17 protein-coding genes are annotated in these 17,131 nt (G+C 72.4%); 10 read left to right on the forward strand and 7 right to left on the reverse strand.

What is annotated here, in order from left to right; all coding sequences use genetic code 11:
- Positions 1-30 precede the first annotated feature (30 nt).
- Entirely contained in the window at positions 31-501 is a 471-nt protein-coding gene (locus EXE51_RS12200; protein ID WP_137692755.1) for a Rieske 2Fe-2S domain-containing protein, read from the forward strand.
- A gap of 38 nt (positions 502-539) precedes the next feature.
- On the opposite strand, the gene EXE51_RS12205 is transcribed toward EXE51_RS12200, so the two are convergent.
- Positions 540-983, reverse strand: a complete 444-nt coding sequence (locus EXE51_RS12205; RefSeq protein WP_049932494.1) for a DUF5788 family protein — start codon at positions 981-983, stop codon at positions 540-542.
- A 117-nt stretch (positions 984-1,100) separates the two neighbouring features.
- On the opposite strand from EXE51_RS12205, the gene EXE51_RS12210 reads away from it, so the two are divergent.
- Entirely contained in the window at positions 1,101-1,895 is a 795-nt protein-coding gene (locus EXE51_RS12210; protein ID WP_049932355.1) for a YkgJ family cysteine cluster protein, read from the forward strand.
- 54 nt (positions 1,896-1,949) lie between these two features.
- Here EXE51_RS12210 and EXE51_RS12215 read toward each other — a convergent pair whose 3' ends face one another.
- The 3 genes from EXE51_RS12215 to EXE51_RS12225 all read right to left on the reverse strand — a co-directional run bounded on the left by EXE51_RS12215 (position 1,950) and on the right by EXE51_RS12225 (position 5,687).
- On the reverse strand, positions 1,950-2,855 hold the full coding sequence (locus EXE51_RS12215; protein WP_137692756.1) for a dihydrodipicolinate synthase family protein: 906 nt from the start codon (positions 2,853-2,855) through the stop codon (positions 1,950-1,952).
- Between the two features lie 85 nt (positions 2,856-2,940).
- Positions 2,941-4,044, reverse strand: coding sequence for a polymer-forming cytoskeletal protein (locus EXE51_RS12220; protein WP_137692757.1), 1,104 nt, complete (start codon positions 4,042-4,044; stop codon positions 2,941-2,943).
- A 38-nt stretch (positions 4,045-4,082) separates the two neighbouring features.
- On the reverse strand, positions 4,083-5,687 hold the full coding sequence (locus EXE51_RS12225) for a cytochrome P450 (protein ID WP_137692758.1): 1,605 nt from the start codon (positions 5,685-5,687) through the stop codon (positions 4,083-4,085).
- A 91-nt stretch (positions 5,688-5,778) separates the two neighbouring features.
- Between EXE51_RS12225 and EXE51_RS12230 the strand changes: the two genes are divergently transcribed.
- Together EXE51_RS12230 and EXE51_RS12235 are read left to right on the forward strand one after the other, a co-directional pair.
- Positions 5,779-6,435: a helix-turn-helix domain-containing protein gene (locus tag EXE51_RS12230; protein ID WP_137692759.1), complete on the forward strand. Its 657-nt coding sequence runs from the start codon at positions 5,779-5,781 to the stop codon at positions 6,433-6,435.
- Between the two features lie 115 nt (positions 6,436-6,550).
- Entirely contained in the window at positions 6,551-6,961 is a 411-nt protein-coding gene (locus tag EXE51_RS12235) for a TRAM domain-containing protein (RefSeq protein ID WP_049932362.1), read from the forward strand.
- An 85-nt stretch (positions 6,962-7,046) separates the two neighbouring features.
- Here EXE51_RS12235 and EXE51_RS12240 read toward each other — a convergent pair whose 3' ends face one another.
- Together EXE51_RS12240 and EXE51_RS12245 are read right to left on the reverse strand one after the other, a co-directional pair.
- A complete protein-coding gene (locus EXE51_RS12240; RefSeq protein ID WP_049932363.1) occupies positions 7,047-7,766 on the reverse strand; it encodes a class I SAM-dependent methyltransferase in 720 nt (239 codons plus the stop codon).
- Between the two features lie 133 nt (positions 7,767-7,899).
- On the reverse strand, positions 7,900-8,292 hold the full coding sequence (locus EXE51_RS12245; RefSeq protein ID WP_137692760.1) for a PPOX class F420-dependent oxidoreductase: 393 nt from the start codon (positions 8,290-8,292) through the stop codon (positions 7,900-7,902).
- 151 nt (positions 8,293-8,443) lie between these two features.
- Between EXE51_RS12245 and EXE51_RS12250 the strand changes: the two genes are divergently transcribed.
- The 4 genes from EXE51_RS12250 to EXE51_RS12265 all read left to right on the forward strand — a co-directional run bounded on the left by EXE51_RS12250 (position 8,444) and on the right by EXE51_RS12265 (position 11,056).
- On the forward strand, positions 8,444-8,716 hold the full coding sequence (locus EXE51_RS12250; RefSeq protein ID WP_008004753.1) for a helix-turn-helix domain-containing protein: 273 nt from the start codon (positions 8,444-8,446) through the stop codon (positions 8,714-8,716).
- 103 nt (positions 8,717-8,819) lie between these two features.
- Positions 8,820-9,908, forward strand: a complete 1,089-nt coding sequence (locus tag EXE51_RS12255; RefSeq protein ID WP_137692761.1) for a glycosyltransferase — start codon at positions 8,820-8,822, stop codon at positions 9,906-9,908.
- A gap of 46 nt (positions 9,909-9,954) precedes the next feature.
- On the forward strand, positions 9,955-10,773 hold the full coding sequence (gene hisF, locus EXE51_RS12260) for an imidazole glycerol phosphate synthase subunit HisF (protein WP_049932368.1): 819 nt from the start codon (positions 9,955-9,957) through the stop codon (positions 10,771-10,773).
- A gap of 94 nt (positions 10,774-10,867) precedes the next feature.
- Positions 10,868-11,056: a hypothetical protein gene (locus EXE51_RS12265; protein WP_049932369.1), complete on the forward strand. Its 189-nt coding sequence runs from the start codon at positions 10,868-10,870 to the stop codon at positions 11,054-11,056.
- A 298-nt stretch (positions 11,057-11,354) separates the two neighbouring features.
- Here the strand turns inward: EXE51_RS12265 and EXE51_RS12270 are convergent, their stop codons facing one another.
- Complete coding sequence (locus EXE51_RS12270; protein ID WP_137692762.1) at positions 11,355-13,523, reverse strand: glucan 1,4-alpha-glucosidase; 2,169 nt, start codon at positions 13,521-13,523, stop codon at positions 11,355-11,357.
- A 104-nt stretch (positions 13,524-13,627) separates the two neighbouring features.
- Here EXE51_RS12270 and EXE51_RS12275 point away from each other — a divergent pair, with 104 nt between their 5' ends.
- The gene (locus EXE51_RS12275; RefSeq protein ID WP_137692763.1) at positions 13,628-15,922 is read left to right on the forward strand and encodes an alpha-amylase family glycosyl hydrolase; all 2,295 of its coding nucleotides are present in this window, start codon (positions 13,628-13,630) and stop codon (positions 15,920-15,922) included.
- Positions 15,923-16,034: 112 nt separating this feature from the next.
- Entirely contained in the window at positions 16,035-17,096 is a 1,062-nt protein-coding gene (locus EXE51_RS12280) for a TrmB family transcriptional regulator sugar-binding domain-containing protein (protein WP_137692764.1), read from the forward strand.
- Positions 17,097-17,131 lie beyond the last annotated feature (35 nt).

The following is a 17,131-nucleotide window of genomic DNA, read 5'->3' on the forward strand; positions in this document are numbered from 1 at the left end:
GTTCAAGCCGGTCGCCGGCCTCCCACGGACATGGACGAGAGCCGCCGGATCGCCGGCGTCGAGGAGGTCCCGGAGGAGAGCACGCTGCTCGCGACGCTGCGCCCTGTCGACTCCGAGGCGGTCGACGAGGGCGAGGGCGACCTCGGCGAAGGCGAGGACGGCGCGCCGGAGGTCGAGGCGGTCCTCACCCGGGCCGCGGGCGAGGTGCGCGCGTTCCGGAACTACTGCCAGCACTGGACGGACGTGCGCCTCGACAAGGACGACGGGGCGTTCGTGCGCAACGGCGAGGTGTTCTGCCAGAAGCACGGGGCCACGTTCGAGGCCGACGGCGGCTACTGTAACTTCGGGCCCTGCGAGGGGGCCGTCCTCGAGTCGGTGGGCGTCGCGGTGGCGGACGACACGGTGTACCTCGACGACGACGCCTACGAGTTCGTCCGGCTCGGCCCCTCGGCCGGGAAGGGCGACGGTAGCGGCTCGCGGATCGACTTCACCGGGAACTGAGCCCTCGGCCGGCGAGCGCCGCCGACGCCGCGCCCCGATCAGAAGCGCGTCCGACCGCCGCCGCCGGCGTCGTCGCGGCCGAGCGCCTTCTTCAGGAAGTTCATCCAGCGCTTCCGGTCCGCGGCCTCCTGCCGCTTCGCTTCCGTCTCCGGATCGGGGGCGTCGAGCCCCTCCAGCGCCTCCAGCGCGCGGTCGATCCCGATGATCGACGACGCCAGCGCCTCGCCCTCCTCGTAGCTCACCTCGTTCTCCTCGATCGGTTCGAGCCGGTCGAGGCGCTCGCGACGGAGGTTCCGCTTCGCGCGGTCGACGCGGTCGCGCTCGCCGGGCGGAATCGAGTCGCGGCGCTTGATCTCGAAGACGAACGACCGGAGGTCGATCGCCTCGCCCTGGATCTCGATCGACTCCGGGATTTCGACGCCGACCGTCGAGGACTCCCGGTTGACTCGTTCTAGGAGCTGTTTTCGCTCGTACTCCTTCACGCCCCCTCGGTAGGTAGCGGCCGCACTTCGCTCCTTCGCCCGGAGCGCGCCTGCCACCGAGTCGCCCCGGTGATCGGAAGGGACGAGGTTAACCGCGAGGCGTCGCAACGGGGGCGTATGGAACCGCTCGAAGCCGAACTCGCCGCCGCCCGCGACCTCGACGTCGCCGATCTCGCGGACGCCATCGAGTCCATCGGCTTCGAGTGTACGCGCTGTGGCGGCTGCTGTACCGGCTACGCCCCCGACGAGCCGGGCGGTGCGCCCGCGGGTGAGGGAGTCGACGAGACCGAGTCGGGCTGTCGCGACGGTGCCGGTTCCGAGTCGGGCTGTCACGACGACGACGGCGACCGCGAGCCCCACACCGCGACCGTCTTCCCGGACGAGGTCCGCCGGGTCGCCGACGCCGCCGAAGCGGAGTCCGGCGAGGCGTACGACTGGCGCGACGTGGCCCGACCGATGCCGTTCGGGCTGGAACCGGACGCCGACGGCGAGCCGCGCGGCGAGACGTTCGAGTGGGCGCTCGCGACCGACGGCTGCGGCGACTGTACCTTCTACGAGGAGTCGGACGGCGAGGGCGCGTGTACGGTCCACGACGCCCGGCCGCTGATCTGCCGGACCTACCCGTTCAGCGTCGCCCTCAACGGGACGAGCCAGCCGATGGGCGAGGCCGTCGACGAGGCGGGCGTCGTCCGCGCCCACGAGTGCGAGGGGCTCGGCCGCGACATCTCCCGCGATGACGCCGAGGAGCTGGCCGCCGCATTGAAAGAGCGCGCGGTGCGCGAACTGGAGGAGGCGATCGGCGTCCGCGACGGCTACGACCCGACCGCCCGCGAGCGGACCGACGGCGATGTCGTCGTCTTCGACTCCGAGGGCCCGAAGGCGGCCGACGGGACACTGATCGGCGACGGGTAGCGGGCGAGGTGCGGGCGCGGGCGCGGTCGTTCGGAGGGCCCGTCCGCAGCGTTCTCAGACCACGTCCAGCGCCGCGTCCACGTCCGCGCGGATCTGCTCGCGCTCGGCGTCGTCCGGGAGCGTGAGCGGCGGCCGGACGCGGGGGTCGGGGACGAACCCGCGGTGCGCGGCCGCGACCTTCGTCGCCGGCGCGAAGCCGTGGTCGGCGCAGCGGGCGAAAAGCGGTGCGACCGCGCGGCGATGGCACGCAAGCGCGCGGTCGTCGTCCCCGTCGCGGATCGCCTCGGCGAGCGCGACGAATACCTCCGGGATAACCTGCGAGAGGGCGTGTATCCCGCCGTCGACGCCGATGCTCGCGCTCGGGTAGAGCTGCGCGTCGACGCCCTGGAACACGGCGAAGGAGTCCGGCGTCGCGGCGACCTTCGCTTCGAGGTCGGTGAGGTCGCCGGTCGTGTCCTTCATGCCGACGACCGACTCGCGACGCGCCAGGCCGGCGAGGGCGTCGAGGTCGATCGACTCGCCGACCGTCGCCGGGATGTCGTACAGGAGCACCGGGAGCGGGGCGTCGTCGACGACGGCCTCGAGGAACGCCCGCTGGCCCGCCGGTTCGGTCGACGCGTGGTAGTACGGGAGGGTGACGATCCCCGCGTCGGCCCCGGCCGCCGCGGCGGCCGACAGGTGGTCGCGGACCCGGGAGACCGCGGTGTCGGCCGCGCCGGCGATCACCGGGACCCGGCCGTCGGCCGCGTCGACGACCGCCTCGACCACGGTCCGGCGCTCGCCGTCGGAGAGGCTGGCGAACTCGCCCGTCGTCCCGCAGGGGACCATCCCGTCGAGCCCGGCCTCGACGAGCGCGTCGACGTGGTTCGCGAGGGCATCGGCGTCGACGCCGCCGTCGGCGTCGAACGGCGTGACGATCGGGGGCGACACGGCGGCGCGCGGGAGGTCCATCTCGTCCATGCGCCCCGGTTCGACGGGGTGAGAAAAAGTCCTTGCCGCCGCGGAGGGGAGCGTCGGCGTCGAAAGCGCGACCTGGACCGCGCCGTCAGTCGACGCTCACTGCCCCCGGATCGGGGTCGGTTCCGCGGTCGCGACCGCGGTACCCGTCGTACAGTCCGAGCCCGAGCGAGCCGAGCCCGAGGAGTAGGACGAGCAACTCCGCGATCCCGCCGACCCACGGAACGAGCCCGATCAGCGCGACCGCGACGACGCCGACGAGCAGGGCGAGCCACCGGCTCGGGCTGCCGAGCCGGCCGAGGATCAACGAGCCGAGGGCGTACTGTCCGTAGACGGACCCGACCCAGATCGCGACGCCGTAGGCCGCGAAGCCGACGAGCGCCAGCGGGAGCCCGACGATCGTGATCGCGAGGAGCAGGAGGGCGACCGGGGCGACGACGAGCGCGAGGATCCCGACCCCGCCGCTGACGAGCGGGTCGGTGCCGACGCGGTCTCCGACTCCCCGAGAGAATCGGGGGAACGCGAACAGGAGGACCGAACCCAGTACGAGGTTGGCGACGGCGCCGTAGACGGTGCCGACCCACGAGGGCAGGAGGTCACCGCCGCCGGCGATCCCGCTCCCGCCGCCGTCGCCGAGGCTCGGGTCCTCCACGACGCCGCCGGCGACCGACGCGTCCGGACTCCGGGTGAACGTCTCGGCGTCGTACCGGAACTCGCCGTCGACGGCCGCGTTCGGACCGAGGACGACCGAGTCGGCGCCCGCACGGACGTCGCCGCCAACCGCCCCGTCGACCGTTATCGAGCCCGCGCCGACGTCGAGCGAGCCGTCGATCCGCCCGGACTCGGTCAACTCGAAGGAGCCGGCCCCGACCTCGGCGTCGCCGCCGACCGTCCCCTCGACGACGACGGTCCCGGCGGCGGCCTGAACGTTCCCGCCGACGCGGCCCGTCTCGGCGATCCGGATCGACCCGGCCGCGCCGGAGACGTCCCCCTCGACAGTGCCGCGCACGACGATCGTCGCGGCCACGGTCTCGACGCCGTCGACCGTCTCGCCCTCGGCGATGACGACTGACCCGGAGGGGCTCTGTACCGACTGGGCCGCCGCGACTCCCGTCGCGAGCGGCGAGAGGAGCGCCACCGCCGCGAGGACGAGGGCGATCCGACGGCGCGTGCTGCTGTCTGAGCGGACCATACGCGAGGAATCTCTGTCGAAGTACATATGTGTATTTGTCAACTGGTATCGGACGGCTCGTTCGCGTCGAGCGGTTCCTCCAGCGTGCGAACGCGGACGCGGACCGGTCCGTCCGGTCGCGTGTTCACGCTCGCCCGCACCGAGAGGTCGGTCGTCACCGGCTCCAGCCGCAGCCGCCGGAGCAGCGTCGCGGTCGCGAGTCGGAGCTCCTGTCTCGCGAAGCGCATCCCGATACAGTGTCGCGGGCCGCCCCCGAACGGGAAGTACGCGTACTCGGGGCGCTCACCGACCGCCGGACCGGGAGCCTCGTCGCCGTGGACGGGCCCTCCCGCCTCGTCGCCGTCGGCGGGTCCCGCCGCCCCGTCGCGCAGCCAGCGCTCGGGGCGGTACGCGGTCGGGTCGTCCCACCACCGCCCGTCGCGGTGGACCGCCCACGGCGAGAGCGTCACGACGACCCCCGCGGGGACGCGGTACCCCCCGAGCCTCACCGCCTCGGTCGGCTCTCGGAAGAAGGTGTGGACGGGCGGACACAGCCGGAGCGCCTCGTCGACGGCCGCGGTCAACGCCGGGCACGCCCCGAGGTCGGCGGGGCGGGGGTCGCCGTCGAGCGCCGCGACCTCGCGCCGGACCCGCTCCTGAAATTCGGGTCTGTCGGCGAGACAGTAGAGCGCGTACGTGAGCCCGAGCGCGCTCGTCTCGTGGCCGGCGAACAGGAACGTCACCGCGTTGTCGACGAGCCGGTCGTCGTCCATCGCCCCGAGCTCCGCGGCCGCGACGAGCGTGCCGAGGAGGTCGTCCGCGGCGCCCGGGTCGGCGGGCGGGCCGGCCGCGCGGCGCTCGGCGACGAGCGTTCGGATCGTCGACCGAAGCGCCCCGATCCGCCGCCGGTACCGACGGTTCGCCGGGGTCGGCACCCATTCCGGGAGGAACGAGGTCATCCGCCCGGTGTCGAACCGCTCGGTGACGCTCTCGGCGGCCGCCCGCACGGTCTCGCGCTCCCGTTCGACGTCGCTCCCGAGCAGGCTCTCGGCGAGGACGGCGAACGCGTAGTCTGTCGCCGCGGCGTGGACGTCGACGACTTCGCCGTCGTCCCACTGCGCCGCCGCGCGGCGCGCGTGGTCGACCATCGCGTCGCCGTACTCGGCCACCCGCTCGCGGAAGAACGCGGAGCGTACGGTCGTCCGCTGCTCCCGCCAGTCATCGTCCTCCGCGAGGAACAGGCCGTCGCCGAGGAGCCCGCCGAGCCGGGACCGGGGCATCTCGCCCTTCTCGTACCGGTCGTGGTCGTCGACGAGCACTCGGCGGACGGCCGCGAGATCGGTGACGAGGTAGCTCTCCGTCCCGAACACGTCGTACCGGACGACGCCGCCGTGGGCCGCGGCGCGGCGCCCGTAGAAGCCGAGCGCGTCGCTCGCCAGTTCGTGGACGTTTCCGAGCAGCGGAAGCCCCCCGGGCGCCGGCGGACGCGGCGCGTCGGGTTCGGCGGCGGCGCCGCGCTCGGCCAACGGACCGGAGCCGTCGGCGCCGCGATCGGTCGCGGGGCTGGAGCCGTCGGCGCCGCGATCGGTCGAACGACCAGCGTCGTCGGGGGCGCGTCTCGGCGGCGGTTCGGCGTCGTCGACTCGCGTCGGCTGCTCGCCCATACGGATCGATCCGCGGCGCGGCGGACTGAGTCTTGGCACGCATCTGTCCGTGTATTTTAAAACGAAGCGACCGGCACCGCGTGAGTGACCCATGCGCTACGTCCACGTCGACTTCGAGTTCCCGCCGGGAGTCAGACACCCGATGCACGACTTCCTCGACGGCGGCGACGACCGGCGGAGCGAGCTGGTGACGTGGCGGCGGCTGCCCGACGAGACGCTCGCGACGCTGTTCCGGGTCGCGGCCCCGCGCGAGCGGTACCTCGACCGGCTGCGGGATATCGCCGCGATCGAGCGGTTCGAGACGTCTCCGGGCGAGCCACCCTTCTACCTCAAGGCGTACGAGCGGCTGGGCGGGCCGACGGAGACGTTCCTCGACGCGTTCGTCGACACCGAGTTCCTCTCGGTCCCGCCCGTCGTGTTCCGGCCGACGGGCCGGCTGTCGTTCGGACTGGTCGGCCCGCCGGAGCAGCTGCGCGACGCGCTCGCGGCCGTGCCAGACCGGATAACCGTCGAGGTCGATCGCATCGGGTCGTACGGGGGCGGGCGACGGCTGGCCGGGGTGCGACTCACGGAACGCCAGCGGGAGGCGCTGCGGGCCGCGAACCGCGTCGGCTACTACGAGGTCCCGCGGACCGGGTCTGTGGAGGACGTCGCGGCGGCCATCGACTGCTCGCCGTCGACCACGGGCGCACACCTCCGGAAGGCCGAGGCGGCGCTGGTCGACGCGTTCGTTGGCCGGTGGGAGTAGCGTCGCGACGCGCGACGGGTATATCCGGTCCCGATCGCGACGCGGGTCGATCCGGCCTGACTGTGTCGGCGGTACAACTATACTGGCCCGCGACTAGCCTTCGATGGAGTCTACTATGGAAATCTCCGAGAAGCTCCTCTGTCTGTTCAGCGCGGAAGTTCGCGAAACGGACGACGGCGAGTACGTCGTCGACGTCCCGAACCGAGAGATCGACGCCGGATCGCTGGAGCCCGGCGAGACGTACCGCGTCGCGCTCGTCGCCCGCGACGGGACCGAGGCGTCGGCTGGCGACGCCGACGAGACCGCCTCGCAAGCGGACGACGGGCCGCAGCCCCCGGTCGAGCCGGGTGAGATGCGGTACGTCGAGATCGAGGACCTCGGCAAGCAGGGCGACGGGATCGCCCGCGTCGAGCGGGGGTACGTGATCATCGTCCCCGACACCGAGGTGGGCGAGCGCGTGAAGATCGAAGTGACGGAAGTGAAGTCCAACTTCGCCGTCGGCGAGGTCGTCGAAGAGGCTGGCTGACCGGCGGCGAAGCGGGGAAGTGCCCCGGTGAAAACGAGACGGCAGGCCGCGGTGTCGTCGACGGGACAGGCCTGGCGCGTCGCGCTCACTCCTCGTCCGTCACCCGAGCGTCCCAGTACGACACCGAGGCGACGTAGTCGCCCGGAATCGTGTCGCCCGCGAGCTCGTCGAGGACCCGGAACGGCCTCGCGACCGGGCCGGGGAGTTCGCGGTAGAAGCCGTACGGCAACACGAAGTCGTGTTCCTCGTTCGCGAGCGTGAGACCCGCCTCGCCGAGCATCGCGGCCACCTGTCGCTCCGAGTAGAGCCGCGAGCCCATCGGGAGCAGCCAGGTGTACAGCGTCCGCAGGCTGCGGCTGTTGAACGTGTCGAAGAACACCTGATCGCGGCTGACCCGGCGCAGTTCCTCCGCGAACGGGACCGGGTCGTCCATCAGGTGGAAGAAGCGCATTGCGACGACCGTGTCGAAGTGGTCGTCCGGGAACGGGAGCCGCGAGGCGTCGCCGCGGAGGAACTCGACTGCGTCGGCGTGGCCGGCGGCGGCGACCTTCTCGCGGGCCTGTTCGAGCATCTCGCGGGAGACGTCGAGGCCGACCACGTCCGCGCCCTGGTCGGCGAGCATCGTCGTGAACCGTCCGGTGCCGCAGGCGACCTCCAGCACGCGGTGGCCCGGATCCATCGGCCCCAACGCGGCGAGGACGGCCTCCTTCTCCCGGCGGTCGATGAGCCGCCCGCCTCCCGAAAAGCGGACGTCGTCGTACTCTTCGGCGACCTCGTCGGCCTGGTACCAGTCCTGTCCCTTCACGTTGTCCGTGATGAACGCCGGACCGACAAAACCGTACTGGATGCGGTCCGGCGCCCACCCCGGTGCGGTCGGTCAGCTTCGACGCGACGGCGGCCGGGGCAAGCGCTCGAACGTTCGCCGAGAGCCCGGACTGTCAGCCGCTCGTGGCGACGTTCTCGGCCGGAATCTTGACGATGACTCGCGCGCCCTCCTCCTCGTCGTGGTGGGGGTACTCGTCGACGCCGAAGTACCGACGCGCGAGCTTGTCGATGTGTTCGCGCGCGCCCTCCTCGGTCAGCTTGGCCTCGCCGCGGACGGAGACGTACCGGTACGGGTCGTCGGGGTCGAGCACGCTGACGCCGACCTTCGGGTTCTCGCGGACGTTCCGCTCCTTCTGCCGCCCGCGGGCGGTGTTCACAAGGACGTACTCGCGGTCCTCGTGGTCGACCCACACCGGCGTCACGTGCGGGAGGCCGTCGGGCCCGACGGTCGCGAAGTGGGCGTACGACTCGGCTTCGAGGATGTCGACGTGAGACTCGGGGATCACGGGGTGAATGACGGGCCGCCCCCGGAAAACTCGCCTGATCGATCGTCTATGATAGCCCGGTGAGACGTGATATTAACACATTATATTATCACAGGCGGATTCCCCTATATGTAGCCAACCTTTACCACTACCCGTGGGATTCGTGTGAGACATGAGTACCAGTCCCGCGGAGACCGCTGACCAAGACCGCCTGTCCGAGTCTGAGTACCGCGACCGCCTGCGCGAGCTCCCCCCGAGCGCGAAGCTCGTGGCGAAGGTGCTGGAAGGGGACGCCCCCCTCTCGCAGGGCGGCCTCGCCGACGAGTCGCTGCTGCCCGACCGCACCGTCCGCTACGCGCTCAACCGCCTCGAGGAGGAGGGTCTCGTCGACTCGCGGTACAGCTTCAAGGACGCGCGCAAGCAGGTGTACTACCTGACCGTCTGAGCGGCTCGCGCGTCGTTGTCCCCGGCCCGCGATCGGTTCGGAGCCGACGCGGACCGGACACACACGCAGTCCTTTTTACCTCCTCGCCCCGATAACGAGACGTATGGACCTCTCGGTCGTCGTCCCGACGCTCAACGGTCGGGACCGGTTGGCCGCCTGCCTCGACGCGCTGGCGGCCGACGCGCCCGACGCCGAGGTGATCGTCGTCAACGGGCCCTCGGCCGACGGCACGACCGGCATGGTTCGCGACCGCGACGACGTCGACGTGTTGGTCGAGATCTCCGACCGAACGGTGAACGTCGCCCGCAACGCCGGCATCGAGGTTGCGACGGGCGACGCGGTCGCGCTGGTCGACTACGACAACCGGATCGAGCCGGGGTGGCGCGACGCGGTCGACGACGGCCTCGACGCGGCGCCCGTGGTCTCCGGACCGGTGACGCCGATCCCGCCGGGCGGGACGAGCGCCGCGGAGCCGGGAATCGAGGCGGACGCGGTGGAGTCGGGGGGCGGGACCGACGCCGCGAAGACCGGGTCGGCCATTCCGGACGTCCCGGACGCCGGCGACCGGAGCGCGCCTGAGCGTAGCCGGATCGCGGGGCAGAACGTTACCTACTTCGAGAGCGGGAACGTCGCGTTCCGGCGGGACGCCCTCGACGAGCTCGACGGCTTCGACGAGTACCTCCGGGTCGGCGGCGCGCGCGACGCCGCGCACCGGCTCGCCCGCATGGACCGCGAGGTGGCATGGCGGCCGGGACTCGCCGCGCGGGAGGAGCTCCCGACCCCGACCGCGGCGGACGGCGGACGCAGCGCGAGCGAGTGGGGCTGGAAGTACCGGGGGCTCGCCTATCGGCTGCTGAAGAACTACGGCGCCCGCCCGACGGCCCTCCTCCGGACCGGGTCGCACGCGCTCGCCGACGCGGTTGCCGCAGCGAAGGACGTGGTCCGCGGCGAGTCGACCCCCACGCGGTGGGCCGCGACCGGGCGCGACGTACTCTTAGGCCTCGCCGGCGGGACCTCCGACGGGCTGGTCGCGCGGCGCCGGGACCGCGGCCCCGCCCGGAACCCGAACGGCATCTCGACGCGGGCCGACCGCGCCGTCGCGAAGTACGACCGGCGGGCGGAGCGGGACCGCGGCGAAACGGAAGGAGCGGAGGACGGCGGCGAGCGGGCCGCGATCGACGACACCGAGTGAGCCCCGCGCATTTTAACCGAGGGCGCGGTCAACGAACCGACAACGAATGGGACTCACGAAGCGTATCATCCCCTGTATCGACGTCGACCTCGACGAGGACGGCGACGCCGCGGTGTACACCGGGGTCAACTTCGAGAACCTGGAGTACACCGGCGACCCCGTCGAACTGGCGAAGAAGTACAACGAGGCGGGGGCCGACGAGTTCGTCTTCCTCGACATCACCGCCAGCGCCGAGGGGCGCGAGACGATGCTCGACGTGGTGAACCGGGTCGCAGACGAGTGTTTCATCCCGCTGACGGTCGGCGGCGGTATCCGCACCAAGGCGGACATCAAGGAGACGCTCCGGGCGGGCGCGGACAAGGTCTCGATCACGACCGGCGCATTGGAACGCCCGGCGCTCATCGAGGAGGGCGCGGCCGCGTTCGGCAGCCAGTGTATCGTCATCTCCGTCGACGCGCGGCGGCGGTACGACGACGCCGGCGAGCACTTCTACGAGGACGAGGACGGGGAGACGGTGTGGTTCGAGTGCACGAAGAAGGGCGGCCGCGAGGGAACCGGGATCGACGCCGTCTCGTGGGCGAAGGAGGCCGAGGAGCGCGGCGCGGGCGAGCTGTTCGTCAACTCCATCGACAAGGACGGCACGAAGGACGGCTACGACATCCCCCTGATGAAGGCGGTCGGTGAGGCCGTGTCGACGCCGCTCATCGCCTCCTCCGGCTGCGGGAGTCCCGAAGACATGTACGACGTGTTCACCGAGGCGGACGCCGACGCCGGCCTCGCGGCCTCCATCTTCCACTTCGGCGACTACTCGATCGCGGAGACGAAGGCGTTCCTCGACGAGCGCGGTGTGCCGGTCCGGCGCTGAACGCGGCCGGTGCGACGCTAACTACGGTCGTAGTTTCTATTTTTCACCGATTGAAACCAACAGCTATTATCCGACCGCGAACCAAGCGTAACGTATGTCCACGTCCACGTCATCCGCACGTGTTCGCGACGGGTCGCCGGAACTCGTCTGTAAACGGACCGACGACGGCGACGGCGGCGGCGAGGTTACGTTCTTCGAGCGGGACGTCGACCCGGACGAGCGGACCACCCGGTGGATCACGGTCCGGGAGGAGGACTGCGTGCCGCGTGACGACTGGCGATAAGCGGCTTTCGTCGTCCTTGTGTTTTTATTTATAACCCGCTGTCAGCGGAGCGACTGCGATCACCCCGGAGCCCCAGCCGATCGCATAGCAGTCGTGAGTTGACGACCGACGGAGGCGACCTCCAAAGCTCCGCCCCGCACAGCGACCGCACCTCACGCCTCCCCAGCCTCGTCAGTCGCCGGAGCGAAGCGGAGGCGACTGACTCCCTCGCACGCGCACCTCGCGGCCGCCGGTGGCGGCCGCTCGGCGGCGCGCGCCGCTCCGCAGGTCTGATGTGTAAATAGTCGCCGGGGTTCAGTCAGTCGTCCGCGGTCGCAGCGTCGGCGAACTGCGGCAGTTCGTCGTCGAGCAGCGCCACCGTGGCCAGTCGGATCGCGTGCGGCCAGCCGAGCGGCGTCGCGCTGTCGGGCGTCCCGTCGTCGAAGTACTGCTCGGGGAGGTACGTCGTCGGCTCACAGAGCGACCCGCCGGGCGAGACGTGCGCGAGCAGGTCGCGGGCCCGGGCCGTCATCTCCGCGGCGCGCGGGTCGTCGTGCGCCGCGAGCAGCGCGGCGAGCTCCGCGCAGGCGTTCGCGCCCCACGCGGTCGAGACCGTCCACACCTTCTCCGAGAGCTGGTCGGCCCGCCGCCAGCCGTCGCCCTCGTACCGGATCAGGCCGGCGATGTCGTCGGTCTCGTGGGAGAGGCCGTCGACGACCGTCTCGACGTGCGAGACCAGTCGGTCGAGGCGCTCCTCGTCGACCGCGCCGCCGGCTCCGGACCCGTCGCCCGCCGCGCCGAGCGCGTCGAAGGAGCGGTGCGCGGCCGCGAGTCCGAGCGTCGCCGAGTCGAGCCGGTCGTCGATCCCGCCGGCGAGCGTCTCGCGGACGGCGTAGCAGCCGCGCTCGGGGACCCAGAGGTCGTCGAGCGCGTCGTACACCTCGCGGGCCCGGTCGCGGGCGTGCGCGGCGAGGTCGTCCGGGAGCGACGCCGCGCCGGGGACGGCGTCGGGGTCGTCGAGCGCGTCGACCGCGAGCCCCGCGCCGTGGCGGCCGAGCTCGCTGTACGCCTCGAGGAACGTCGCGGCGGTGTGGGCGAACCGGCCCGCGGAGTCCTCCCACGCGTTCTGACAGACGACCGGGCGGCCGTCCGGTTCGAGCGTGCGGTCGAGCCCAGCGAGCGCGGCGACGAGGGTCGAGTCGAGCCCCTCGACGTCGACGCCCGCCTCGCGGGCCCGCGCGAGGTACGCGACGACGCTCCCGGTCTGATCGGCCTGATAGTCCACGTCCGGCCCGTCCTCGATGCGAGCGTTCGCCCACCCGGGGGCGAGCGCGCCGTCGCGGGGCCACACCCGGTGGGGCCACGAGCCGTCGGGCCGTTGGGTGGCGACGTACATTTCGGCGGACCGCGCGTGCCAGTCGTCGAGGTCGAGGTCGACCGCGTCGGCGGCCCCGAGCAGGAAGCCGGATATCTCCGCGTCGTCGCGGAACCACGTGTAGCCGTAGCCGCCGGAGTGCTCGTAGTACGGGTCGAAGTCGGGGCCCGCGATCCGGAGCCCGGACGGCGCGGAGAGCAGCGAGAGGACCCGGAGGTCCGCGACGACCGACTCGCGGGCGGGAGCCGACTCGGGGACGGCTGGGAGCGCGTCCGCGGCCGCGTCCGCGAGCGCGTCGACGTCGTCGTGGTCGGCGAACAGCGCGTCGAGGCGCTCGCGGGCTGCCTCGCGGTCGGTCTCCGCGCGGTCCGTCAGTAGCGTGGCGACCGTCGCGACCCCGTCGTCGAACGGCACGTCGGCGATCACCTCGCCGGAGAGGCGCTCCTCCTCGTACCGGTCGCCGTCGCGGTCGCGCGGGAGCTCGGTGGGGTCGTCGGCGAGCAGCTCGGGGAACGTGGTCGGGAGCTGGCCGCGGAGGTCGGCGAAGCCGGTCGCGCTCGCGAGGAAGTCGTGCTCGTCGGCGTGGTACACCTCGACGGCGTCGTCGTAGCGGAGCTGCCCCACGCGGTCGTCGCGGCCGTCCGGCGCGAAGCGGGCGTAGACGACGAGCGACGCGTCCGCGGGGTCGACGGCGGCCCCGTCGTCGCCCCCGTCTTCCGCGCCGTCGTCCCCGCTGCTCGCGCCGTCGAACTCGACCGCGGCCCGCGTGAGGTGCGCGTCGCCGAGCGTCACGTCGTGGCGGGTGACCGTCGCGCGCGGCGTCTCGTGGACCGTCTCGACCAGCGCGGTGTCGCCGACGTACCGCTGCGTCGTGTCGGCCTCGTCGAGCCACGTGACCTCGTCGCCGACGGCGAGCCCGATCCGGGACCGAACGAGCCCGGTCCGACCGGTCAGCGGGTAGCCGAAGTCGCGGAGTTCGCCGTCGTCGCCGACGTGGACGAGTCGACCGTCCCCGCCCGAAAACCGGCCGGAGACGGTGCGCCGCTCGCCGGGGAAGCGCGTCCCGTCGCCGGCGTGGCGCTTGTAGTCGTCGAGCGCGTCGCGAAGCTGCATTACGCGAACACACGCCGCCGCTCCGTATGAAGCTTTGGTGTAATTATTGTTCACGCGTTTGCCGAACGGAAACCCTCAAATCGCGCCGCGCCGACAGGCGGGTCGTGTACGAACCCGGCCCCCCGCGAACGACGAGCGTCGGCGAGTCCGTCGAGCTGGCGGCGCGGTCCCCGGACGCCGACGGCACGTACCGCTGGCGCGTCCGCGACGCGCCCGCCGACAGCGCGCTCTCCGCCGGAGACGGCCCGGACCCGGACGCGACCGGCCCGCCGAGCACGGCGACGGCAGCGGGTTCGGCGGCCTCGACCGCGGTGCTCCACGCGGGCGAGACGAGCCGCGACGACGACCCGGTCGTCCACCTCGCGCCCGACGCCCCCGGCACGTACGTCCTCGCGCTCGACGCGCCCGACGGGACGCACCGACAGCGCGTCCGGGCCTTCCCGGACGAGCGACGGGAGACGGAGATCCGCGTCCCGGCCGCCGATATCCCGACGGACGGCGACGACGAGGTCGACCGCGTCTCCCTGCTGTGGCCCCACAACGAGAACCGACTCGGGCTCGACCGGGCCGAGCGCGACGGCGACGAGTGGGTCGCGACGGTGCGGGTCCCGCCCGGACGCCACGGCTTCGGCTTCGTCCCCGACGGCGACCGCTCGGCGGCGTACCACGGCGACTGCGAGGTCCCTGGCCCCGGGCGACCGCGGATATCGCTCGACGCGGCCGTCGTCGAGGGCGACGGCCCCGAGGAAAGTGACCGGCTCCGCCTGACGGCCGAGATCGAGCCCGCGCCCGCCGTCGACGACGTGGAGCGCGCCGGCGATCCGGACGCCCTCGACGTGACGTTCCTCGTCGACGACCGCGACGCCGACCCGGAGACGGTGGCGGCGATCGAGTCGCGCGCCGACGGCCGGACGCTCTCGGTCCCGCTCGACGAGCTCCCGGACTCGGTCCGGATCCGCGCGGCCCCGCACGGTGAGCGGTACGGGGCTGCGGAGACGGTGCGGGTGGAGACGGACGCGAGCGACGGAGACGCTGCGGAGGCGACGGCCGCGTCGGTCGCGGTCGCCGACCCGAACCCGACGCCCGAGTGGGCCGAGTCCCCGACGATCTACGAGGTGTTCGTGCGGTCGTTCGCGGGCGACACGCTGCCGACGACGTTCGCGGAGATCGAGCGCCGAGTCGAGTACCTCGACCACCTCGGCGTCGACGCGCTCTGGCTCACGCCCGTCCTCGCCTCGCCGACGGACCACGGCTACCACGTCACCGACTACTACGACACCGCCGCGGACCTCGGCTCGCGCGAGTCGTTCGAGTCGCTCGTCGACGCCTGCCACGACGCCGGCATCCGGGTCGTCTTCGATCTAGTGATCAACCACACCTCCCGCGACCACCCCGCCTTCCAGCTCCACTCGGCCGGCGTCGACGCGTACGCGGACCACTACCGCCGGACCGACGCGGCCGCCGACGTGACCGGGATCGAGTGGGCCGAACTCGACGGGGGCGCGGCGCCCGACTACTACTTCGAGTGGGGCCGCATCCCGAACCTCAACTTCGACAGCCCGGCGGTCCGCGGGTGGCTCCTCGACGTGGTCGACGAGTGGGCCGGCGTCGTCGACGGCTTCCGCGCCGACGTGGCGTGGGGCGTCCCGCACGGCTTCTGGAAGGAGGTGGCAGACCGCGTGCCGGACGACACGCTGCTCCTCGACGAGACGCTGCCCCACGACCCGTTCTACGGCGAGGGGGAGTTCCACCGCCACTACGACACCTCGCTGTACGAGACGCTCCGCGCGGTCGGCGCGGGCGAGGAGCCGGCCGACGCGGTCGAGGCCGCCCTCGCGCGCGGCGAGTGGCTCGGCTTCGACGACGGCCGCTCGCAGATGCGGTACGTCGAGAACCACGACGAGGACCGCTACCTCGCGGAGTACGGTCGCGACGCGCTCCGCGCCGCCGCCGCGGTGACGTTCACCCTGCCGGGGGCGCCGATGATCTACGCCGGGCAGGAGCGCGGCAACGAGACGTACCGCGGGCCGATCCGGTGGCACGACGGCGACAACGATCTCACCGACTTCCACCGGCGGCTGGTCGCGCTGCGCGGGGCCGAACCGCTCCTCCGCGACGGCGACGTGACGTTCGAGGGTCGCGCGGCCGACGTGCGCGTCGTCGAAGGGGACGCGGAGCGGGTGACCGCGTACGAGCGGACACCGGCGGGGGGAGACGGGAGCGAGGCCGATCCCCTGCTCGTCGTCGTCAACTTCGCGACGGAGCCGGCGACCGTCGCCGTCCCCGACGGGGTCGAGACGGACCTGCTCGGCGACGGAAGCGCGGTGGACCGCGACGGCGGCGGCGACGGCGATGCCGGGGTCCGGGTCGCGGTCGACGCCGCCGCCGTGCTCCGGTGACCGGTCGCCGCCGCCGCCGTGCTCCGGTGACCGGTCGCCGTCGCCGCCGTCGCGGAGCGGCGAAGCCGCCCGGTACCGACTCCTATAAGTGTCGCTCGCCAGAGGCGTGCGTATGGACGACCGGACGCTGACCGACCTCCTCCGTCGCTTCGGACTCTCTGATAAGGAGGTCGACACCTATCTCAGTCTGCTCGAACACGGCGAGGCGAAGGCGAGCACCGTCGCCGACGCGGCGGGCGTCTCGAAGCGGTACGTCTACAGCGTGAGCGAGTCGCTAGCGGAGCGCGGCTTCGTCGAGGTGAACGACCACGTCGTGCCGACGACGATCCGGGCGAACCCGCCGGACGAGGTGATAGACCGGCTCCGGTCGGACGTGGACGCGATGCGACCCGGGCTCGCGGAGCGGTACTCCCGCGTGGAGCGCCAGGCCGAGCAGTTCGAGGTGATCAAATCGCGGGTCACGGTAATCAAGCGGATCCGGTCGCTGCTCGCGGACGCCGAAAGCGAGGTGACGCTCTCGATCACCGCGAAGCAGCTCCCCGAGGTGCGCGAGGCGCTCGCCGACGCGGTCGACCGCGGCGTCCTCGTCCTGCTCGTCGTCTCCGACGCCGACGCGAGCCTCGACGCGGACGACCCCGCGCTGTCGGGCGTCGCGAACGTCGTCCGGACGTGGAGCGAGGCGATGCCGACGCTGCTCACGGTCGACTCCGCGGCCGGTGTCGTCTCCCCGCCCGAGCTCCTCCGGCAGTCGACCACCGACCGACAGGCCATCGCCTTCGCCCAGGAGCAGCTCGCGCCCGTGATCGTCGGCTCCTTCCTCGGGAACTACTGGCCCGCCGCGACCGAGATGGCCGTCGCCGAGCCGGCGCCGCTCCCGGTCGAGTACACCGACTTCAGACACACCGTCCTCCAGGCGACCCTGCGGCTCCGCGCCAGCGACCCGCCGCGGGTGACCGTCGGGGGGCGGTGGACCGACGACGACGAGGCGGCCGAGATCGTCGGCCGCGTCGTCGAGACGAAACAGGGGATGGTGGAGCCGAGGAACAACGAGTTCCCGGTCGAGCACTCGCTCGTCGTCGAGACCGACGACGGCGAGGTCACCGTCGGGGGACAGGGCGCGTTCGTCGAGGACGTCGAGGCGGACCTCGTCCGGATCGAGTCGGACGAGGAGTAGGGCGGCGACGCGGGGTTCCGGAGGCCCGGGACGCG

The sequence above is a fragment of the Halorubrum sp. CGM5_25_10-8B genome (genome assembly GCF_005435095.1).
GTDB lineage: Archaea > Halobacteriota > Halobacteria > Halobacteriales > Haloferacaceae > Halorubrum > Halorubrum ezzemoulense.